General features: G+C 68.9%; 19 protein-coding genes. 13 read left to right on the top strand and 6 right to left on the bottom strand.

What is annotated here, in order from left to right:
* Positions 1-2 precede the first annotated feature (2 nt).
* The 8 genes from ABE485_RS05085 (at position 3) to ABE485_RS05050 (ending at position 8744) form a co-directional block, all read left to right on the top strand.
* Positions 3-3299 carry a DUF802 domain-containing protein gene (locus ABE485_RS05085; RefSeq protein ID WP_346513919.1) on the top strand — a complete coding sequence of 1099 codons (3297 nt, stop codon included), beginning with the start codon at positions 3-5 and terminating at the stop codon, positions 3297-3299.
* A complete protein-coding gene (locus ABE485_RS05080) occupies positions 3296-3946 on the top strand; it encodes an OmpA family protein (protein ID WP_346513917.1) in 651 nt (216 codons plus the stop codon). The genes ABE485_RS05085 and ABE485_RS05080 overlap by 4 nt, the downstream gene beginning before the upstream one ends.
* Positions 3936-4673 (top strand): DUF2894 domain-containing protein, encoded by a 738-nt coding sequence (locus ABE485_RS05075; protein WP_430795390.1) that lies wholly within the window; start codon positions 3936-3938, stop codon positions 4671-4673. Before ABE485_RS05080 ends, ABE485_RS05075 begins: the two co-directional genes overlap by 11 nt.
* Before the next feature lie 92 nt (positions 4674-4765).
* Positions 4766-5011, top strand: a complete 246-nt coding sequence (locus ABE485_RS05070) for a ParD-like family protein (protein WP_346513914.1) — start codon at positions 4766-4768, stop codon at positions 5009-5011.
* On the top strand, positions 5012-5803 hold the full coding sequence (map, locus tag ABE485_RS05065; protein ID WP_008158531.1) for a type I methionyl aminopeptidase: 792 nt from the start codon (positions 5012-5014) through the stop codon (positions 5801-5803). It abuts the gene before it with no gap.
* A gap of 104 nt (positions 5804-5907) precedes the next feature.
* A complete protein-coding gene (locus ABE485_RS05060) occupies positions 5908-7128 on the top strand; it encodes an MFS transporter (RefSeq protein WP_346513912.1) in 1221 nt (406 codons plus the stop codon).
* Between the two features lie 77 nt (positions 7129-7205).
* Positions 7206-8153 carry a sensor domain-containing diguanylate cyclase gene (locus ABE485_RS05055; protein WP_346513910.1) on the top strand — a complete coding sequence of 316 codons (948 nt, stop codon included), beginning with the start codon at positions 7206-7208 and terminating at the stop codon, positions 8151-8153.
* A 147-nt stretch (positions 8154-8300) separates the two neighbouring features.
* Positions 8301-8744 carry a DUF695 domain-containing protein gene (locus ABE485_RS05050; protein ID WP_346513909.1) on the top strand — a complete coding sequence of 148 codons (444 nt, stop codon included), beginning with the start codon at positions 8301-8303 and terminating at the stop codon, positions 8742-8744.
* Positions 8745-8843: 99 nt separating this feature from the next.
* Here ABE485_RS05050 and alaE read toward each other — a convergent pair whose 3' ends face one another.
* Positions 8844-9305 carry an L-alanine exporter AlaE gene (alaE, locus tag ABE485_RS05045; protein ID WP_346513908.1) on the bottom strand — a complete coding sequence of 154 codons (462 nt, stop codon included), beginning with the start codon at positions 9303-9305 and terminating at the stop codon, positions 8844-8846.
* Positions 9306-9424: 119 nt separating this feature from the next.
* Between alaE and ABE485_RS05040 the strand changes: the two genes are divergently transcribed.
* Complete coding sequence (locus tag ABE485_RS05040; RefSeq protein ID WP_346513907.1) at positions 9425-10048, top strand: glutathione S-transferase family protein; 624 nt, start codon at positions 9425-9427, stop codon at positions 10046-10048.
* Positions 10049-10092: 44 nt separating this feature from the next.
* Here ABE485_RS05040 and sodC read toward each other — a convergent pair whose 3' ends face one another.
* The 5 genes from sodC to ABE485_RS05015 form a co-directional block, all read right to left on the bottom strand.
* Positions 10093-10617 (bottom strand): superoxide dismutase [Cu-Zn] SodC, encoded by a 525-nt coding sequence (gene sodC / locus ABE485_RS05035; RefSeq protein WP_346513906.1) that lies wholly within the window; start codon positions 10615-10617, stop codon positions 10093-10095.
* A 156-nt stretch (positions 10618-10773) separates the two neighbouring features.
* Positions 10774-12102 (bottom strand): DUF445 domain-containing protein, encoded by a 1329-nt coding sequence (locus ABE485_RS05030; protein ID WP_346513905.1) that lies wholly within the window; start codon positions 12100-12102, stop codon positions 10774-10776.
* A gap of 78 nt (positions 12103-12180) precedes the next feature.
* Positions 12181-13509, bottom strand: a complete 1329-nt coding sequence (locus ABE485_RS05025; protein ID WP_430795389.1) for a cation:proton antiporter — start codon at positions 13507-13509, stop codon at positions 12181-12183.
* Positions 13510-13530: 21 nt separating this feature from the next.
* A complete protein-coding gene (locus ABE485_RS05020) occupies positions 13531-14730 on the bottom strand; it encodes an AI-2E family transporter (RefSeq protein ID WP_346513903.1) in 1200 nt (399 codons plus the stop codon).
* 57 nt (positions 14731-14787) lie between these two features.
* A complete protein-coding gene (locus tag ABE485_RS05015; RefSeq protein ID WP_346513902.1) occupies positions 14788-15720 on the bottom strand; it encodes a LysR family transcriptional regulator in 933 nt (310 codons plus the stop codon).
* A 214-nt stretch (positions 15721-15934) separates the two neighbouring features.
* Between ABE485_RS05015 and ABE485_RS05010 the strand changes: the two genes are divergently transcribed.
* Genes ABE485_RS05010 through ABE485_RS04995 form a run of 4 tightly spaced genes read left to right on the top strand, consistent with a single transcriptional unit; the run spans position 15935 to position 21610 of the window.
* Complete coding sequence (locus ABE485_RS05010; protein WP_346513901.1) at positions 15935-18055, top strand: 3-hydroxyacyl-CoA dehydrogenase NAD-binding domain-containing protein; 2121 nt, start codon at positions 15935-15937, stop codon at positions 18053-18055.
* A gap of 25 nt (positions 18056-18080) precedes the next feature.
* On the top strand, positions 18081-19262 hold the full coding sequence (locus ABE485_RS05005) for an acetyl-CoA C-acyltransferase (RefSeq protein ID WP_346513900.1): 1182 nt from the start codon (positions 18081-18083) through the stop codon (positions 19260-19262).
* An 8-nt stretch (positions 19263-19270) separates the two neighbouring features.
* The gene (locus ABE485_RS05000) at positions 19271-20467 is read left to right on the top strand and encodes an acyl-CoA dehydrogenase family protein (protein WP_346513899.1); all 1197 of its coding nucleotides are present in this window, start codon (positions 19271-19273) and stop codon (positions 20465-20467) included.
* Between the two features lie 9 nt (positions 20468-20476).
* On the top strand, positions 20477-21610 hold the full coding sequence (locus ABE485_RS04995; RefSeq protein WP_346513898.1) for an acyl-CoA dehydrogenase family protein: 1134 nt from the start codon (positions 20477-20479) through the stop codon (positions 21608-21610).
* Positions 21611-21614 lie beyond the last annotated feature (4 nt).

Raw genomic sequence — 21614 nt, 5'->3', positions numbered from 1 at the left:
CTATGTCCAAGTATCTGATCAATCTCGTGGTTTTCTTGGCGGGTCTGGCCGTCGTGGGCTGGATCGGCGCGGGCTACGCGGGCAACAACCCGCTGGCGCTGGCCGTCACGCTGCTGATCGGCGTCTGTTATCTGGCGGGCGCGCTTGAACTGCTGCGCTACCAGCAGGCCACCGCGTCGCTTTCAGGGGCCGTTTCCGGCCTGACCGAGGCGCCCGGCACGCTGGGCGCCTGGCTGGACCGCCTGCCCGCCGGCCTGCGCAATCCGGTGCGCCTGCGCATCGAGGGCGAGCGCGTGGGCCTGCCCGGCCCGTCGCTGACGCCCTACCTCGTCGGCCTGCTGGTGCTGCTGGGCATGCTGGGCACGTTCCTGGGCATGGTCGTGACGCTGCGCGGCACCGGACTGGCGCTGGAAAGCTCCACCGACCTGGCCGCGATCCGCGCGTCGCTGGCGGCGCCCGTGAAGGGCCTGGGATTTGCCTTCGGCACTTCCATTGCCGGCGTCGCCGCGTCCGCCATGCTGGGCCTCTTGGCCGCCCTGTGCCGGCGCGACCGCGTGCAGGCCGCCCAATTGCTGGACAGCAAGGCCGCCACGACCCTGCGCGCCTACACGCAAAGCTACCAGCGCGAGGAATCCTTCAAGCTGCTCCAGCGCCAGGCGGAAGTCATGCAGCGCCAGGCCGAGGCCATGCCCGCGCTCGTCGGCCAGCTGCAGACCATGATGAAGAGCATGGAACAGCAGAACCAGGCGCTGAATGACCGGCAACTGGCCAGCCAGGACGCCTTCCAGGGCAAGGCCGAGGCTGCGTATGCGCGCCTGGCGTCCGTGATGGAAGCCTCGATGAAGGACAGCGTGGCGCAAAGCGCGCGTTCGGCCGGCGAGGCCCTGCAGCCCGTCGTGCAGGCCACCATGGCCAGCCTGTCGCGCGAAACGGCGTCGCTCCAGGAAACCGTGGCGCAGGCGGTGCGGCAGCAGCTCGACGGTCTCACGTCGGGCCTGCAGGCGGCCACCTCGGACGTGGCCGGCATCTGGAACCAGGCAGTGGCCGGACAGCAGCGCGCCAGCGAGGCCATGGCGCAGGACCTGCGCGCATCGCTGGACCGCTTCGCCCAGACCTTCGAACAACGCTCGGCCGATCTGCTGGAGGGCGTCTCCGCGCGCCTGGAAGCCTCGTCGGGCAACATGTCCGACGCCTGGACCCAGGCGCTCGCGCGCCAGGAACAGGCCGGCGAGAAGCTGGCCGGCGACAACCTGCAGGCCCTGACGGCCGCGGCCGCCAGCTTCGAGCAGCACTCCGCGTCGCTGCTGCGCACGCTGAACCAGTCCCACGCCGCGCTGCAATCCGAACTGGCCTCGCGCGACCAGCAGCGCCTGTCCGCCTGGACGGACACCCTGGGCGCCATGGGCGCCTCGCTGCGCCAGGAATGGGAACAATCGGGCGCGCACGCCGCCGCCCGCCAGCAGGAAATCAGCGACGCCCTGGCGCAGACCGCGCGCGACGTCGCCTCGCAGGCCGCGGCCCAGGCCGCCCTGCTGGACAGCGTGTCGGCCCGCATGGAAGCGGCCGCCAGCGGCGTGTCCGACCAATGGACCCGCGCCCTCGCCCGCCAGGAAGAAGCCAGCGAAAAGCTGGCTGCCGGCAACCAGGCCGCGCTGGAATCCGCCGCGGCCGCGTTCGAACAGCACTCGGCGTCGCTGCTGCGCACGCTAGACCAGTCGCACGCCGAACTGCAATCCGCGCTGGCGTCGCGCGACCAGGAACGCCTGGCCGCCTGGAGCGGCACGCTGGCCGCCATGGCCGCCAAGCTGAGCCAGGAATGGGAACAGGCTGGCGCGAACACCGTCGCCCGCCAGCAGCAGATCGGCGACGCGCTGGCCGAGACCGCGCGCGGCATGGCCGCCCAGACCGAGACGCAGGCCGGCCTGCTGCAGGACGTGTCGGCCCGCCTGGAAGCCGCCGCCAGCAGCGTCACGCAGGCCTGGACCGACGCGCAGACGCGCCAGCAAAGCGCCAACGAAAAGCTGGCTGGCGACAACCAGCAGGCGCTGCAGGCCGCCACGGCCGCGTTCGGACAGCACGCCGACGCGCTGCTGCGCACGCTGGACCAGTCGCATGCCGACCTGCAATCCGCGCTGGCGTCGCGCGACCAGGAACGCCTGGCCGCCTGGACCGGCACGCTGGCCGCCATGGCCGCCAAGCTGGGCGAGGAATGGGAACAGGCCGGCACGCAGGCCGCCCTGCGCCAGCTCGAGATCAGCGACACGCTGACCCAGACCGCGCGCGACATCAGCGCGCAGACCCAAACCCAGGCCAGCCTCTTGGACAACCTGTCGGCCCGCCTGGAAACGGCGGCCGCCGGAGTCACGCAGGCCTGGACCGATGCGCAGGCGCGCCAGGAACAGGTCGGCAAGCAATTGGCCAGCGACAACCAGCAGGCGCTGGAAACCGCGTCCGCCGTCTTCGGCCAGCAATCGGCCGACCTGCTGCAGACGCTGGACCAGTCGCACGCCGCGCTGCAATCGACGCTGGCCGCCAACGACGAGGCGCGCCTGGAAGCCTGGACCGGCAAGCTGGCCGCCATGGCCGACGCGCTGCGCGCCGAATGGGAACAGGCAGGCGCGCAGGCTGCCGGCCACCAGCAGCAGATCTGCGACACGCTCAGCCTGACCGCACAGGACATCACCGCCCAGACGCAGGCCCACGCCAGCGAAACCATCGCCGAGATCGGCCGCCTGGTGCAGGCCGCATCGGAAGCGCCCCGCGCCGCCGCCGAAGTCATCGGCGAACTGCGCCAGAAGCTGTCCGACAGCATGGCGCGCGACAACGACATGCTGCAGGAACGCACCCGCCTGCTGGAAACGCTGGGCACCCTGCTGGACGCCGTCAACCACACCGCCGCCGAGCAGCGCACGGCCGTGGACGCGCTGGTCGCGTCGTCCGCCGACATGCTGGACCGGGTGGGCGCGCAGTTCACCGACAAGGTCGAGGCCGAGACCGGCAAGCTGACCGAGGTGGCCTCGCTGGTGACCAGCGGCGCCGTCGAAGTGGCCAGCCTGGGCGAATCCTTCGGCGTGGCGGTGCAGTCCTTCGGCGAATCCAACGACAAGCTGATGGCCCACTTGCAGCGCATCGAAGCCGCGCTGGACAAGTCCATCGCGCGCGGCGACGAACAGCTTTCCTACTACGTGGCGCAAGCCCGTGAAGTAGTCGACCTGAGCCTGATGTCGCAGAAGCAGATCATCGAAAACCTGCAGCAGCTCGCCACCCAGCGCGCGGCGGCGGGAGCGGAAGCGGCATGAGCGAGGATATCGACGGCGGCGTGGAGCCGACGGCCCCGGCCTGGGCCGTCTTCGGCGACCTGATGTCGGTGCTGCTGGGCGCCTTCGTCCTGATCCTGGTCAGCGTGGTCGCGGTGCAGCTGCAGCTGTCGACGCAACTGGAAGAAGAGGTCAAGCAGCGCCAGGTCGAAACGCAGCGCCGCGAGACCCTGGAACAGGCGCTGGCCGGCCCGCTGGCCGCCGGCCGCGTGACGCTCGTCGACGGGCGCATCGGCATCAGCGGCAGCGTGCTGTTCGCACTGAACTCCGACCAACTGCAGCCCGAGGGCCGCGAGATCCTGAAAAGCCTGATCGAGCCGCTGTCGGCCTACCTGAAGTCCCGCAACGAGATCCTGATGGTCAGCGGCTTCACCGACGACCAGCAGGTGCGCGAAGGCAACCGACGCTTCGCCGACAACTGGGACCTGTCCGCGCAGCGCGCCCTGACCGTGACCCGCGCCCTGATCGACGAAGGCGTCGCGTCGTCGTCCGTGTTCGCGGCGGCCTTCGGGGCCGAGCAGCCCGTGGCGTCCAACGCGGACGAAGAAGGCCGGGCCAAGAACCGCCGCGTGGAAATCACGCCCATCCCCAGGCCGTCCAACGAATCGGGTAAGCCCGGTGAGCAGTGACGGCGCCCGCGGGGACCTTGTGGATGCCAGGTCGGTGCTTGACGCCTGGCGCGAGCGCGGCGCCGACCGCGTGGATCCCATCCGCTTCCATTTCATAGCCGCGCTGGACCGCCGGGCAACCGAGTACGCGGGCCCGGCGCGACAACGGCTGGACGAGCGGCTGGCGGGGCTGCTTCAAGCCTATGCCGCAGCGCTGGAAGGCGCTGGGATGCCGGCGGATGCGGGGGGTTCAAGCGACCGGGCGGATGCGGCCGATGCGATCGATATGGCTGATACGGTCGATGCGGCTCGTGCGGCCCATCCGGTCGCAACCAGTCCCCTCGCCGGCCTGATCGACTACATCGCCAACCCCGCAGCCGGCGACGAACCGGACGTCCGCGACGCAATGGGCCTGCGCGTCGCGTATCCCGAAGTCCCGATGCTCGATTATTTCCGCGCGATCTGGTCCCGCGTCAGCGCCGACCGCCAGGTTCGCCAGTCGCAGGAGCAGGTCCACAAGAACGCCGGCCCGCTCAACTCCAACCAGCTCGTGCACCGCGCCCTGTCCTTGATGCGCGAGGTCTCGCCCGGCTACCTGCAGCAGTTCCTGTCGTACACCGACGCGCTGATGTGGATGGAACAGATGACCGCGGCGGCCGCCCCGCCCGCCAAGGAAGCCCCGCGCACCGGCGCCGCGAAAAAGAGCACGCGCGGCAAGGCGCGCAAGGAAAGCAAGGAAGGCGCGTAAGGGATTGCTCGCGCAGGCTGCGCGATTTGCGTCCGCCCCCGACCTGGCAGTACCATACGTTCCATATACAAACCATATACGGAATATCCACTATGGGCATCGTCAAGATCTCCGAGCAGATGCACGAAAACCTGCGCGTCGCCAGCGGCGCGCTCAGCCGCTCGATCAATTCCCAGGCCGAACACTGGATGCGCATCGGCATGCTGTCCGAGCTCTACCCGGAACTGCGCCACGCCGACATCTGCCAACTGCTGATCCGCATCGACCAGGCCGAAGGCTTCGCCATCGCGGCGCTCTCCCAGGGCCTGCAACCGTCCCCGCAGCAGGAGGCCGCGTAAATGGCCAAGAAGGTTTCCATCAAGTCCGCCGCCGACATCGAAATGGCCCGCAAGGCCGGCGCCATGGCGGCCGAAGTGCTGCACATGATCGGCGAACACGTGCGCCCCGGCGTCACCACCGATGAAATCGACCGCATCTGCCACGATTACATCGTCAACGTGCTCAAGGCCATTCCGGCCAACGTCGGCTACCACGGCTTTCCCAAGACCATCTGTGCGTCGGTCAACCATGTCATCTGCCACGGCATCCCGTCGTCCAAGGTGCTCAAGAACGGCGACATCCTGAACATCGACGTGGCCGTCATCAAGGACGGCTGGTTCGGCGACACCAGCCGCATGTACTACGTGGGCCAGCCCAGCCCCCTGGCGCGCCGCCTGGTCAACACCACCTACGAGGCCATGCGCGCGGGCATCATGGCGGTCAAGCCCGGCGCCACGCTGGGCGACATCGGCCACGCCATCCAGACCGTGGCCCACCGCGAACACTTCAGCATCGTGCGCGAATACTGCGGCCACGGCATCGGCCAGATCTACCACGACGACCCGCAGGTGCTGCACTACGGCCGCCCGGGCGAAGGCATGGTGCTGCAGCCCGGCATGATGTTCACGATCGAACCCATGATCAACGCCGGCAAGCCGCAGACCAAGCAGCTTCCGGACGGCTGGACGGTCGTCACCAAAGACCGTTCGCTGTCGGCCCAGTGGGAGCACATGGTGGTCGTAACCGAAACCGGCTACGACGTGCTGACCACCTGGCCCGACGGCTTCGGCGACTACCCCCCGATTCCCTGATCCCGCGCGTCCTTGCGTTGCCGCAAGGACCGGAGTGCAGGTCCGCCAAGGGCACGATTATGATCGTGCCCTTGCCGTTTGCGCGGCGCTCCCCGCCCTCCCCGATGCCCGCCCTTCCCTCTGCTTTCCGGCGCCTTGCCGCGTCGAACCTTGCTGCCCAGTTCTCGGAACAGATCGCGCTGGCGGCCGCCCCCCTCGTCGCCGTGCTGGCGCTGGGCGCAAGCGCGGCGCAGACCGGCTACCTGCAGACCGCGCAGACCCTGCCCTTCCTGTTGCTGTCCCTGCCGGCGGGCGTGCTGGCCGACCGGATGTCGCGCCGCGCGCTGATGACCGCCGCCGAAGCCGTGCGCGCGGCCAGCCTGCTGGGCCTGCTGGCCCTGCTGTGGATCGGCGGAATCAGCCTGGAATGGCTGGCCGCGCTGGGTTTCCTGGGCGCGGTGGGCACGGTCGCCTACAACGTCGCGGCCCCCGCCCTGGTGCCCCGCCTGGTCCCGCCCGCCGAGCTGGCCAGCGCCAACCGCTGGCTGGAACTGGCCCGCAGCGCCGCGTTCTCGGCAGGCCCCGCGGCGGGCGGCGCGCTGGTCGGCTGGATGGGCGCCTCGACAGCCTATGTCCTGGCCACCACCCTGTCGCTGCTGGCCGCCGTCCTGCTGGCCGGCCTGCCGCAGGACGCACCCCGGCCGACGCAGCGCCGCCACCCGCTAGCCGAACTGCGCGAAGGCGCCGCCTTCGTCGCCGCGCACCCCCTGCTGCGCCCCGTGCTGCTGACCGCCGTCTTCTTCAACACCGCCTGGTTCGTGCTGCAGGCCATCTACGTCGCCTACGCCATCGAACGGCTGGGCCTGTCGGCCGCCGGCGTCGGCATCACGCTGGGGATATACGGTGGCGGCATGCTGGCCGGCGCCCTGGCCGCCCCCTGGCTCGCCCGCCGCCTGTCCTTCGGCGCAATGATCGGCGCGGGACCGCTGTCGGCCCTGCTGGCCAGCCTGATCCTGCTGTCCACCCTGGCCTTCCCGTCGGGCGCGTGGGCCGCGGTGGGCTTCTTCCTGTTCGGCGCGGGGCCGATCCTGTGGACGATCACCACCACCACGCTGCGGCAGTCGGTGACGCCCAATGCGTTGCTGGGCCGGGTATCGTCCGTGATCGTCACCGCGAATTTCGGGGCTCGCCCCATCGGCGCCCTGATCGGCGCGGCGCTGGCGGGGCGCTTCGGCGTCGAGGCCTGCCTGTGGGTGTCGACGGCGGGGTTTGCCGTTCAATTCATCGTGCTGTTCACTTCGCCCGTGCTGAGGTTGCGCACGCAGCCGCAGGCGGTGGTTTCCTGAGGCGGTTCAGTAAATCTCCACGGTCGGCGGGTTCAGGCTAAAGTGGCCCGTTCATGGTGATCGAGGATGGAATGGGTATGGCCGACGACAGCACGCTCCTGCATGACCACGCCGTGTACAGAACCTTGCTGGAATCGACCAAGGCGATTCCCTGGAAAATCGATTGGGCCACAATGAAGTTCGCCTACATCGGCCCCCAGATCGAGGCGCTGCTGGGCTGGAAGGCCGACAGCTGGGTGAGCGTGGAAGATTGGGCCATGCGCATGCATCCGGAAGATCGCGAATATGTGGTGAATTTCTGCGTCGCCCAATCCCAGGCCGGCGTCGACCACGAGGCTGACTACCGGGCGCTGACCAAAGACAACGGCTATGTATGGATACGCGACGTCGTGCACGTGGTGCGCAACGACAGCGGTGAAGTCGATGCGCTGATCGGCTTCATGTTCGACATCACCGAACGCAAGAAGACCGAGGAACAGCTGCTTAGCCTGCAAAAAGAGCTGGAGGTGCTGTCCTTCAAGGACGGCTTGACCAACATCGCCAACCGGCGGCGCTTTGACAGCAGTTTCGAATTGGAGTGGGAGCGCGCGCGCAACGAACGCCTGCCGCTGTCCGTGTTGCTGTTCGACGTCGATTTCTTCAAGCAATACAACGATCTGTACGGCCACACCCAGGGCGACAAATGCCTGGTGGATATCGCCCAGACGCTCAGCCTGGCGCTCGACGGCCCGCGCGATTTCGTCGCGCGCTACGGCGGGGAAGAGTTCGTCGTGCTGCTGCCCGAAGCCGATGCCGAGGTGGCGCGCAAAGTCGCGGAACGCTGCCAGCGATTGCTGCAGAAGAAGTCCATCGTGCACGCGCTGTCGCCGCACGGCAGGCGCGTCACCGTCAGCATCGGCGCAGGCACGGTGGTGCCGGAAGGGCAGGCAGACCGCGCCGGATTCATCAAGGCCGTGGACCAGCAGTTGTATGCGGCCAAGAAAAACGGGCGTGACCGCATTGAACATGTGCAGCTGGAGGCCTGAGCGCGCAGATTTTCAGTTGTGGGACCCGTGGACAAAGAACAGATCACACCGCGAACCACGCCTTGATCCTGGCGTCCGGCCAGGCTGGCAACCCGGATCGCTGGCTTGCGATAGACTTCCGGCCTGTTCGAAAAAGGAATTCATGCAATGCGCAGTATTTTTCCAGGCGATCTGTGGGCGGTCGGCGAAGCACGCATCAACGATCTGGCGGTCATCGTCCGTTTCCGCACCGGACTGCCGTCGGCGCCTGACCGTCAGGCCAATGAGAACCTGATCATCATCTCCTGGCCGTACACGGGCATCGAATCCGGCATGCCCAATGACGAAGACAAGCAGAGCACCAACCGCTTTGAAGAGGCCATCGAAAACGGCTTCGAGGACTCTGACATCGGGGCGCAGGTGGCCTGCCTGACCGGCAATCATCTGAAAGAGTGGCGCTACTACACCCGCGACGTCGAAGCCTTCCTGGACGCCTTCAACAAATGCCTGGCGGGGCATCCGGTCTATCCCATTCAACTGCGCATGTACAAGGATCCCGACTGGAATGCCTTGTCGGAATTGCAGCCCCAAGGGTCTGACCAGCTTCATTGAAAAGCCTCCAAAGCGCCCGCCCCGATTCCTGGACCTGCGCTTGGCCTTGAGCCAGCATGTTTGAGCGAGGTCCAGGAATCGGGGCGGGCGGCTCCTGGGTCAGTCATTGAGCGACATCGGCCGCCGCCCCCCAGGCGGCAGCCCGAACAGACGCCGGACCGCATTGAGAAACGCGCCATACGGACGCCCCAGGAACAGCATCATCGCCGCCGCCCCCAGCACGCCGCGCAGCAGGCCGCTTCCCGTCGCGCCGCTGACGGCGATGATCGCCGCGTAAATCGGCACCTGGAAACTCATCAGGGCCAGGCTGTCCCAGAGCAGCCGGGACAGGCGCGTTTCCCGGGCATGGCGCATCATCCAGTCGCGCCACATTCCATAAGGCCGTCCCACCGGGATCATCAGCGCCGCGCCGATCAGCCGCGCGTGCAGGACCTGCTCCCAGGTCATTCCCGCGATCCAGCGTTCGTTGATCGCTCCGGTCGTCGTGAAGAACAGGATCAACGCCGACGTATCGGCAAGGTACGCCCGGGTGGAAAGAGGCATTCGCGTCTTGGCTGTCACTACGTGGTTCCTGGCTTCTGTTCCGTGTCCGTGTGCCCCGATCTGTATCTGGCGAAGGCCCCGTGGGGCCGATAGACTGCTGCAACCCTCGCCCCTGAGCCCCGCCGGCCGCACGCACCATGCTGAAAATATTGGGAAAAGCCTCGTCCATCAACGTCCGCAAGGTCCTGTGGACCTGCGCCGAATTGAACCTGCCCTTCGACCGCGAGGACTGGGGCAGCGGCTTTCGGCCCACCTCCGAGCCGGGATTCCTGGCGCTCAACCCCAATGCGATGGTGCCCGTGCTGCAGGATGGCGACTTCGTGCTGTGGGAATCCAACAGCATCATCCGCTACCTGGCGGGGCAATACGACGGCCTGCGCCTGTACCCGGCAGAGCCGAAGCGGCGGGCCCGGGTGGACCAATGGATGGATTGGCAGGCGACCGACCTGAACCGCGCCTGGAGCTACGCCTTCATGGCGCTGGCGCGGCAGTCGCCCGCGCATCGCGACGCGGCCGCGGTCGAGGCGTCCTGCCACGCGTGGGCGCAGTTCATGGGCATCCTGGACCAGCGCCTGGCCGCCACCGGCGCCTACGTGGCGGGCGATGCCTTCACGCTGGCCGACATACCGGTGGGGCTGTCCGTGAACCGCTGGTTCGCGACGCCCTTCGACAAGCCGGCGCTGCCCGCCGCGGCCGCCTATTACGACCGGCTGGCCGATCGCGAAGGCTACCGGCTGTACTTCCGCAACGGGACGGCGTAGCCGCAAGGGGCGATGCGCCGGTCCCGCCGGCGCATCCGCGCCCCCTACTTCACGACGCCGCAGACCAGGCGGCCGCCTCCGCCGCCCAGGGGCTCGGGCTTGTCGCTGTAGTTGTCGCCGCCCGCGTGGATCATCAGGGCGTGGCCCTTCACGTCGGCCAGCTTCAGGTGCGGCGCCACGACGGCCTTCGTGGCGGAGCCGTCGGCGGCCACCGTGAGGAACGGCAGGTCGCCCTGGTGGCCGTCGGTGGCCATGGGGCCCTTGTGCGCCTTGGTGCCCTTGGGATCCAGGTGCCCGCCCGCGCCGCCGCCCGGCGCCATCTTGTTGTTCACCATGCCCGGCTCGCACGAGCCCTTTTCATGGACGTGGAAGCCGCGCTCGCCCGGGGGCAGCCCTTTCAGGTGGGGCGTGAGCTGCAGGCCCTCTTTCGTGTCTTTCAGGGCGATGGTGCCGGCGCTCTTGCCGACGCCCTCGGCGGTCAGGAAGGACATCGAGACGTCCTCGGCCAGCGCCGCGCCGGATGCGCCCGCCAATGCCAGAGCCGTGACAAGCATCGAGATTTTCTTCATGGATTGCCTCCTGGAATGATGCCCGCGAGTTGCGGGCGGCCGGCGGCGCAAGGCCCGCCCTGCTCCGCCGGTGGCGCAGATGACAATAGCACCGGCGCCGGGCGCACCGCCAGCAAACTTCATTCCTGATACAAGGTTGTGACAACCGATGCCCGCCTACCCGTTGACCAGCAGCACCACCGCGTGCAGCAGCACGCCGATCAGCCCGCCGACCAGCGTGCCGTTGAAGCGGATGTACTGCAGGTCGCGGCCCACGCTGAGCTCCAGTTCGTTGACCAGATGGCGCTCGTCCCAGTTCTTCACCGTGCGCGAGATATGCTCGGTCACGCCCACGCGCAGGCGTCCGGTCAGCCGGCGGGCGGCGCCCAGCACGTGGTTGTTGATGGCCTCGCGCAGGCCGGGGTCCTGCCCCAGCTTGCGGGCCAGCGCCAGCAGCGCGCTTTCCAGGTGGGCGGCCAGGGCGGAATGTTCGTCCGACAGATCGCACCGCAGCGCGGCGTGGATGTCGTCCCACAGGCCCTGCACGTACTCCTGCACCTTGGGGTGGTCGATAGCGCGCTGCTTCAGCGCTTCGACCTGGTCCGCCAGCGCCGGGTCGGTCTTCAGGCGTTCGATGTAGTTCATCACCCAGGTTTCGTAGTCGCGCCGCACGGGATGGCCGGGTTCCGACAGCACATCGCGCAGTTCTTCCACCAACGCGCGCGCCAGACGGTCGGCCAGGTTGTCGGCGATGCCGTCCACCGACTTGACCACGTCCACGGCCGCGATGATGCGCGGCCATTCCTTGCGCGCGAACTTCACCAGCAGCGACGACGCGCGTTCCTTGACGTCTTCTTCGGCCAGGTAGCCGCCCAGCCGCTCCAGCGCGGCGTCCAGCAGTTCCTGGTGGCGCCCGTCGCGGGTCAGCAGGCTCAGCACCTCGCCTGCGGTGCCCGCCGCGTCCCAGCGCCGCAGGTTGCTCACCACGAACTCCTGGATGACGCCGCGCACCGCCCGGTCGTCCAGCAGGTCCAGCGTCTGCAGCGCCACTCTGCGCGCGCCGTCGCTCAGGGCGCGCGCCTGGGCGGGCCGGGCCAGCCATCGGCTGAGCCGGGCGGCGGGATCGAACACGCGCAGCTTTTCCATCAGCGTGTCCGGATCCAGGAAATGGTCGCGCACGAACACCGCCAGGTTGTCGCCGATGCGGTCCTTGTTGCTGGGGATGATGGCAGTGTGCGGGATGGGCAGCCCCATCGGGCGGCGGAACAGCGCGACGACGGCGAACCAGTCGGCCAGCGCGCCCACGGTGGCGGCCTCGCAAAAGGCCCGAACCCATGCCCAGGCGCCCTGCCCGCCCATGACATGGCTGGTGATGAAGCCGCTGACCATGGCCGCCAGCAGGGCCAGCGCCGCGATTTTCATCCGGCGAAGCTGCGCGCGGCGCGCGTCGGAGTCCAGGGCGGAACGCGTGGCGGCGAAAGCGGAGGAACGGGATGGTTCGGTCATGAAGTGTCCGGCGTGATGAGGTTCCAGCATACCAACCCGCCATGGCGCGGCCGTTGCGCGCCGCCAAGCCGGACGGGCTCAGCGCCGGTCTGGCGGACGGCCGCGGTAATGCCATTTCAGCAGGGTCGACGCCGTGACGCCGTGCACCAGCACCGAACCGGCGATGGTCGCCAGCAGCAGCGGCGCCAGCTCGCGCGCCACGCCGTCCGGCGCCCGCTCGACGGCCAGCAGCAGGTAATAGAAGGTGCCGACGCCACGGATGCCCAGCCAGCTCGCCATCCAGCGCTGTCCCTTGTCCATCGACGATCCGGCCAGGGCCAGCATCACGCTGGCCGGGCGCACGGCGAAGAACAGCGCCGCCGCCGCCAGCAGCGGCGTCCAGGCCAGCAGTTCCCGCCAGTACGCCGACACCACGCTGCCGATGATCAGCATCAGCGCCAGTTCCACGAAGCGCTCCAGCCCGACCGAGACCGCCATCATGGATTCGGCCAGGTGGGCATGCGCCAGGCGCGGATCCTGCGCGCTTTCCTCTTGCTGCGCGGGCGCCACCTCCTGCACCGCCTGGCGCGGGCTGCGGGCGCCGCCCGTCGCGCGCAACTCCTGCTGGCGCAGCGCCACGCCGGCGCAGAACACCGCCAGGAAGCCATAGCCATGCGCCAGCAGCGTGGCGCCATAGCAAAGCGCGATCAGCCCCAGGGCCAGGAATTCATCCAGCCCCAGCGCGTTGCCGTAGCGGATGCGCAGCATGGCGATCAGGCGCTCGCTGCCTGTTCCCAACAGCCAGCCGATCGCGATCGCCACCGCCACGCCCCAGGTCATCTCCGCCGCCAGCAGCCACGGGTGGTCCAGCCCCGCGGGTCCCGCGTTGCACAGGGCGATCCCCAGCACGACAAACGGAAATGCGGCCCCGTCGTTGGCGCCCCCTTCGCCTGACAAGGCAAAGCGCAGTGGCTCTTCGTCGCCGGCCTCGACCGGACGCAACTCATTGGCCAGGACGGGATCGGTGGGCGCCATCGCCGCCGCCAGCAGCAGCGCCGGCCCCCACGCCAGCCCCAGCGCCAGATTGCCCAGCGCCGTCATCAGCCCGATCGTCAGCAGCATCGCGGGCGCCGCCAGCCGCAGCGGCAGCCGCCACAAGGGATCGCCGCAGGCAGCGCGCAGGTGCATGCCGATCGCGAACAGCGATACCGGCAACGCCGCCTCGGTGATCAGGCGCAGCGCATGGCGATCGTCGAAGAGATCCAGGTCCAGCAGCCCGAAGCCCGCCGGCCCGATCAGGAAGCCCACCGCCAGATACACCATCGCGCCCGTCATCGGCAGCACGTCGATGAAGCGCCTGGTGAGCGCCATCAGCGCCAGCAGCGCGCCTATCAGCAGGAACCAGACGGCCTCGATCTCCACGCTCACGCTCCCTGCGCCGCGGTGGGGCTACTCGCCCAGGAATTCCGACACCGCCTCCAGGCCTTCGATATGGTCGGCCACCACTTTGGCGATGAAGGCAATGGGCACGGACAGCAGCGTGCCCCAGACGCCCCACAGCCAGGTGAAGAGGAGCAGCAGGATGAACACCGCGACGGCGTTCATCTTGGCGATGCGGCCCGACATCCAGGTGGTGATCACCACGCCCATCAGCAAGGCGATCGCCACCGAGCTCAGGGACACCGCCAGCGCGGGACCGAGTTCGCCGAACTGCACCAGGCCCGCGATGCCGGTGCCCACTGCCGTCAGCAGCGGGCCGAAGTACGGAATGATGTGCAGGGCGCCCGCCACGATGCCCCAGGTGGCGGCGTTCTCCAGGCCCAGCAGGCGGAACGCCGCCCACGACAGCAGCGCCAGCGCCACGTTGGTGACCAGCATCATCGCCATGTACATGTGGATGGAGTTGTTGATCTGGTCCAGCATGTGCACGCTGATCTTCTTCTGCGACAGGGTCTTGCCCGCGACCTTCACGAATTTGCGCTTGAAGGCGTTGCCGGACAGCAGCAGAAAGAAAACCAGGAACACGCACATCGTGGCCTGCCCGACGAAGGAGGCCACGCTCTTGGAACCCCACAGCAGGATCTCGTTCAGCCCTCCGTCGGACTTGGCCACGACGACCTGCCCGGCCGGTCGCGCGGTCCCGGGATCCTGCAGGATGCTCGCCGCACCCCTGAGCTTTTCCAGGAACGAGCCGTCTCCGCTCAAAAGGCCGCCCAGCGTCCGCGACAGCTTGCCCGAGATTTCGGGCAGCGCATGCACGATGTCGGCGACCTGATCCTGCGTGACGTAGAACAAGCCAACCAGCGCGACCGCGATGGCGGACATCAGCACCACCGTGCTGAGCACCCGCGACAGACGGGCGCGTTCCAGCAGGGTCACCGCCGGATCCAGCGCGTACGCCACCACGATGGCCATGACGACGGGAACGATGAATTCCTGCGCAAGCTTCAGGCTGAACAGGACCGCCAGGACGGTCAGCGTCGTCAGGCAGACGCCGCGCGCATGCACGACAGGCGTGACGGGCGCGGCGGGTTCGATCAGGCCGGCGTCCTGCGCCGTGACTTTTTCCTCGGGCGGTTCGGCCGGTTCGGCCACGGCCGCGGCGGCCTCTGCATGTGGAGCCGGTTCCACGGGTGTCGCGCTGTCCATCTTTCCCCTCGCATTCGATTTCCGAATGCCCCCAGCAAGCGCCGTGCCCGGCGCCCGTTACCCCGTGCCGACGGCCAGCAGGCCGGCCTCGCCGTCGTGGCGGCGCTGCGCCCTGTCCAGGATGAATTCGATCATCATCGACAGCGCCCGCGGATGGTGGCGGTTGGGCATGTACAGCATGTACATGCCGCGCCCGAAGATGCTCAGACGCCAGTCGGTCAACGCGGGCACCAGGTCGCCGCGCGCGATGTCGTCGTGCACCACGTAGTCGGGCACCACCCCCACGCCCAGGCCGGCGCGTATCGCGTCGCGCAGGAAGGCGTAGTTGCGCGAGATGACGGTGGGTTCCAGCACCACGTGCTGGCGGGGTTGGCCGCCGTAGTAGGCGGACAGGCGCAGCGGCCGGCCGATGACGGCGGCGCTGATGACGGGCGCGCCGGCCAGGTCTTCCGGCCGCCGCGGCAGGCCCCGGCCCTCGGCGTAAGCCCGCGACGCACAGGCCACGTAGCGGACCTGGCCCAATTCCCGCGCCACCAGGTGCTGTGGCGGCTCGGACATGATGCGCACGGCGATGTCGACCTCGTCGCGCAGCAGGTCCTCGACGCTGTTTTCAAACAGCACGTCCAGCACGATGTCCGGATAGGCCGCCTTGAATTCCAGCAGCCAGGGCGTCATCACGAATTGGCCGTAGCCGCTGGGCACGCTGAGCCGGACCTTGCCCTGCGGCGTCTTGCCCAGCGTCTCGACCGATTCGCGCGCGGCGGCCAGTTCGTCCTGGATGCTGCGTCCGTGCTTGTACAGCTTCAGGCCGATTTCCGTCGGCTCCACCCGCCGCGTCGTGCGGCGCACCAGCTGCATGCCCACCGAGCGCTCCAGCTGGTTCAGGTGGTAGCTGACATTGGCGCGCGTCATCTTGAGACGGCGCGCCGCTTCGCTCAGGTTGCCCGCATCCAGGATTTCCACCAGCAGGGTCAGCGATTTGGTGTCCATAAGGTCGCTCCTGGCGTTAATTGTCAAAATTTATTATCCAGACTGTCAATTCTGCATGCCATTGTCAAGACATCTTTGCTGGGAAAGAATAAAGCCATAAGAGACGGGCCGCTCTGGTCCGCCCCGCTCCGTTCGCGCAGCCGCCCAGGCGCACCGGCCCGCCGGTCCCTCAGCCCGGCGCGCGGGCGGCAAGCAAACACGGAGACAACTGTCCATGACAGACAGCGCAAGCAGCGGCGCGGCGCAGACGCGCCGCTATGAAGACATCCTGGTCGTCGTGATCGACCATCCTCCCGTCAATGCCCTGAGCGCCGCGGTGCGCCGCGACCTGTCGGACGCCATCGCGCAGGCCCAGACGGACACGCGCATCCGCGCGATCCTGCTGATAGGCGCAGGCAGGAATTTCATCGCGGGCGCCGACATCCGCGAATTCGGCAAGCCGCCGCAGCCTCCCCTGCTGCCGGACCTCTGCAACCAGATCGAAGCCAGCGCCAAGCCGGTCATCGCCGCCCTGCATGGGGCGGCGCTGGGCGGCGGCCTGGAAATCGCGCTGGCCGCGCACTACCGCGTGGCGCTGGCGGACGCCAGGCTGGGCCTGCCTGAAGTGAACCTGGGACTCCTGCCCGGCGCGGGCGGCACGCAGCGCGCGCCCCGCCTGATGGGCGCGCAGGCCGCGCTGGACCTGATGCTGTCGGGCAAGCACCTCACGGCCCGGGACGCCCTGGAGGCGGGACTGGTGGACACGCTGGCCGCCGAGGACGACCCGCTGGATGCCGGCCTGGCCTACGCCCGCCAGCTGCTGGCGCTGAACGCGGGGCCGCGCCGCACCCGCGACGCGACGGCGGCGCTGGCCGACAGGCAGGCGGCCCTGGCGGCGGTGGACGCGGCGGCCGGGCGTGTGGCGACGACCGCGCGCGGCCTGTTCTCCCCTGCAAGAATCGTGGAGGCCGTGCGCGCCGCCATCGAGCAGCCCTTCGACGAAGGCCTGCGCACCGAACGCGCGCTCTTCCTGCAATGCCTGGACAGCCCGCAGCGCGCCGCGCTGGTGCACGCCTTCTTCGCCGAGCGTGAAACCGCCAAGATCCCGGAACTGAAGGAAGCCCGGTCCCGGCGGCTGGAACGCGTGGGCATCGTGGGCGGCGGCACCATGGGCGCGGGCATCGCCGTGGCGGTGCTGGACGCCGGCCTGCCCGTGGTCATGGTCGAACAGGACGATGCCGCGCTGGCCCGCGGCCGCGCCCGCGTCGAACAGGTGTACGACCTGCTGCTCAAGAAGGGCAGGATCACCGCCGAGGAACGCGCCGCCCGCCTGGCGCGCTTTACCGGGGCCACCGACTACGACGCGCTGGACGAGGCCGACCTCATCATCGAGGCCGTGTTCGAGGACATGGCCGTCAAGCAAGCCGTCTTCGCGCAGCTTGACCGCGTTGCCAAGCCGGGCGCCGTGCTGGCCACCAACACCTCGTACCTGGACGTGGACCGGATCGCCGAGGCGACGCGCGGCCCGGCCGACGTGCTGGGCCTGCACTTCTTCTCGCCCGCCAACATCATGAAGCTGCTGGAAGTGGTGGTGGGCCGGCACACCGCGCCGGACACGGTGGCCACGGGCTTCGAGCTGGCGCGCCGGCTGCGCAAGATCCCGGTGCGCGCGGGCGTCTGCGACGGCTTCATCGGCAACCGCATCCTGGCCGTGCACCGCCAGGCCGCCGACATGATGATGGAAGACGGCGCCTCGCCATACGACATCGACGCGGCCGTACGCGCCTTCGGCTACCCCATGGGCCCCTACCAGATGGCCGACCTGGCCGGCGGCGACATCGGCTGGGCCACGCGCAAGCGCCGCGCCGCCACCCGCGACCCCGCGCTGCGCTATGTGCAGATTCCCGACCGCCTGTGCGAACGCGGCTGGTTCGGCCAGAAGACGGGACGCGGCTTCTATCTGTATCCCGACGGCGCGCGCCAGGGCACGCCCGACCCCGAAGTGCTTGCCATCATCGACGACGAGCGCCGCCGCGCCGGCGTCGCGCCGCGAACGTTCACCCAGGACGACATCCTGCGCCGCTACCTGGCCGCGATGATCAACGAAGCGGCCAACGTGCTGCACCAGGGCATCGCGCTGCGTCCGTCAGACATCGACGTCGTGTTCCTGTCCGGCTACGGATTTCCGCGCCACCACGGCGGGCCGATGCACTACGCCGACAGCGTCGGCCTGCCCCGCATCCTGGCCGACATCCGCGGCTTTGCCGCCGAAGACCCCGCGTTCTGGAAGCCCTCGCCCCTGCTCATCGAACTGGCCGAGTCCGGCCGCGGCCTTGGCAGCCTGAACGCCGCCTGACCCGCCCCAATTACAGGAAACCCTCATGCGCGAAGCCGTTATCGTCTCGACCGCCCGCACCCCCATCACCAAGGCGGGCCGCGGCGAATTCAACCTGATCGCCGGCCCCACGCTGACCGCCCACGCCGTGCGCGCCGCGGTTGATCGCGCCGGCATCGACCCGGCGCTGATCGAAGACGCCTTCATCGGCTGCGGCTATCCGGAAGGCGCCACGGGCCGCAACATCGGCCGCCAGGCGGTGATCCGCGCCGGCCTGCCCGTCAGCGTCGGCGGCGCCACCATCAACCGCTATTGCGCATCCGGCCTGCAGGCCATCGCATCGGCCGCCAGCCGCATCGTCATGGACGGCGCCCCGGCCGTGATCGCGGGCGGCGTCGAACTGGTGTCGCAGATCCGCACGCGCGACGACGGCGTCAGCGGCATGGACCCGTGGATCGTCGCCAACAAGCCCGAACTCTATCTGCCCATGATCGAAACCGCCGACATCGTGGCCGCCCGCTACGGCATCAGCCGCGAGGCGCAGGACCGCTTTGCCGCGCAAAGCCAGGCCCGCACGGAAGCCGCCCAGGCCGCCGGCCGCCTGCGCGAAGAGATCATCCCCGTCACCACCACCATGTCCGTCACCGACCGGGCGACGGGCGCCGTCAGTGAACGCGAGGTGACGGTGGACAAGGACACCTGCAACCGCCCCGGCACCACGTACGACGCGCTGGCCGGACTGGCGCCGGTGCGCGGCGAAGGCCGGTTCGTCACCGCCGGCAACGCATCGCAATTGTCCGACGGCGCGGCGGCCTGCGTGCTGATGGAGGCGGCCGAGGCCCAGCGCGCCGGCATCCGTCCGCTGGGCGCGTTCCGCGGCCTGGCCGTCGCCGGCTGCGAGCCCGACGAGATGGGCATCGGCCCGGTCTACGCCGTCCCCAAGCTGCTGGCGCGCCATGGCCTGAAGGTGCAGGACATCGACCTCTGGGAACTGAACGAGGCCTTCGCCTCGCAAGCCCTGTACTGCCAGGAAAAGCTGGGCATCCCGATGGACCGCCTGAACGTGGACGGCGGCTCCATCGCGCTTGGCCACCCGTTCGGCGTCACGGGCGCCCGGCTGGCCGGGCATGTGCTGATCGAAGGCCGCCGCCGCGGCGCCCGCTACGCCGTCGTCACGATGTGCATCGGCGGCGGCATGGGCGCGGCCGGCCTGTTTGAAATCTACTAAGGACCGCCATGGATCTGGAATTCACCCCCGAAGAAACCGCCTTCCGCGACGAAGTGCGCGCCTTCCTGGACGCGAAGCTGCCGCGCCGCCTGGCCGACAAGGTCGGCGAGGGCAAGCTGCTCACGCGCGCCGACATGACAGAATGGCACGCCATCCTGAACCAGCAGGGCTGGCTGGCCAGCCACTGGCCCGAGGAATACGGCGGCACCGGCTGGAGCGCCACGCAGAAATACATCTTCGACAATGAATGCGCGCTGGCCAGCGCCCCGCGCATCGTGCCTTTCGGCCTGAGCATGCTGGGGCCGGTGCTGATCAAATACGGCAGCGAAGCGCAGCGCCGCCACTGGCTGCCGCGCATCCTGGACGGCTCGGACTGGTGGTGCCAGGGCTATTCCGAACCCGGTGCGGGCTCGGACCTGGCCTCGGTCAAGACCACGGCGGTGCGCGACGGCGACAGCTACATCGTCAACGGCCAGAAGACCTGGACCACGCTGGGCCAGTACGCCAACATGATCTTCTGCCTGGTCCGCACCTCGCAGGAAGGCCGGCGGCAGGAAGGCATCAGCTTCCTGCTGATCGACATGGGCAGCCCCGGCGTGGAAGTGCGCCCCATCATCACGCTGGACGGGGAACACGAAGTCAACGAAGTGTTCTTTTCCGATGTGCGCGTGCCGGCAGAGAACCTGGTGGGCGAAGAGAACCGCGGCTGGACCTGCGCCAAGTACCTGCTGACCTACGAGCGCACCAACATCGCGGGCGTGGGCCAATCCACGGCTGCGCTGGAACGCCTGAAGGCGGTGGCCGCGCGCCAGAAGAAGCATGGCCGCCCGCTGGCCCAGGACCCCGACTTCGCGGCCCGCCTGGCCCGCGTCGAAATCGAACTGGCCAACATGCGCACCACCAATCTGCGCGTGGTGGCGGCCGTGGCCGGCGGCGGCGCGCCGGGCGCGGAGAGCTCGATGCTGAAAATCCGCGGCACGCAGATCCGCCAGGAAATCAGCGCGCTGAACCGCCGCGCGATGGGGCCCTACGCCCGGCCCTTCGTGGCCGACGCCCTGCACGACGGCTACGACGCGCCGCCCATCGGGCCGGAGGGCGCCGCGAGCGCCGCCGCGCAGTACTTCAACAACCGCAAGCTGTCGATCTTCGGCGGCTCCAATGAAATCCAGAAGAACATCATCTCGAAGATGATCCTGGGACTGTAAGGGCTGGCCATGAATTTCGAACACACCGAAGACCGGCGCATGCTGTCCGACATGCTGCGCCGCTTTGTCGCGGAGCAATACGACTTCGCCACCCGCATGCGCCACGCGCAATCGCCGCAAGGCTACAGCGCGGAGTTCTGGCGGCGCTACGCGGAGCTGGGCGCCATCGGCGCGCTGTTCGCCGAGGCCGATGGCGGCCTGGGTGGCGCCGGCTTCGATATCGCCGTCGTCTTTGAAGCCCTGGGCCGCGGCCTGGTCGTCGAACCTTTCCTGGATGCCCTGATGGTCGGTTCCGCCATCGCCGCGGCCGGCACGCCGGCCCAGCGCGAGGCGCTGGAAGGCCTGATCGCGGGCGGCATCGTGGCCGCCCTGGCGCAGACCGAGCCCGAATCCGGCTACGACCTGAACCAGGTGCGCACGCGCGCCGAACGCGGCGCCGGCGGCTGGGTGCTCAACGGCGCCAAGGCGGTGGTGGGCGCGGGCGAACACGCGGACCTCTTCCTCGTGTCCGCGCGTACCGCCGGCGCGGAAGACGACGAGACCGGCATCAGCCTTTTCCTGGTCGGCGCCGGCACGCCCGGACTGTCGACGCGTGGCTATGGGCTGATCGACGGCGGACGCGCGGCCGAACTGACCCTGGACAACGTGCAGCTCGGCCCGGACGCCCTGCTGGGCAAGGCGGGCGCCGGCCACGCGCTGCTGGAACGCGCCACCGGGCGCGGCATCCTGGCGCTGTGCTCGGAGGCCGTGGGCGCCATGGACTGCGCGCGCGACGCCACGCTGGAATACCTGCGCACGCGGCGCCAGTTCGGCGCGCCCATCGGCAGCTTCCAGGCGCTGCAGCACCGCATGGCCGATGTGCTGCTGGAGATCGAACAGGCGCGCTCGGCCGTCATCAATGCGGCCGCGGCCCTGGACCACCCCGACCGCGCCACGCGCGAACGCGCGCTGTCCGCCGCCAAATACACCATCGGCCGCATCGGCACGCTGGTGGCCGAAGAGAGCATCCAGCTGCATGGCGGCATCGGCATGACCTGGGAGCTGCCGCTGGCGCACTATGCCAAGCGCCTGGTCATGATCGACCATCAGCTGGGCGACGAAGACCACCACCTGCGCCGCTATATCGCGCTGGGGCAGGAATGAACAC

It is taken from the genome of Achromobacter spanius (genome assembly GCF_039673305.1).
GTDB classification, from domain to species: Bacteria; Pseudomonadota; Gammaproteobacteria; order Burkholderiales; family Burkholderiaceae_B; genus Achromobacter; species Achromobacter spanius_F.
Note: the sequence above shows the minus strand (reverse complement) of the source record. Positions and strands in the feature narration are given on the sequence as shown.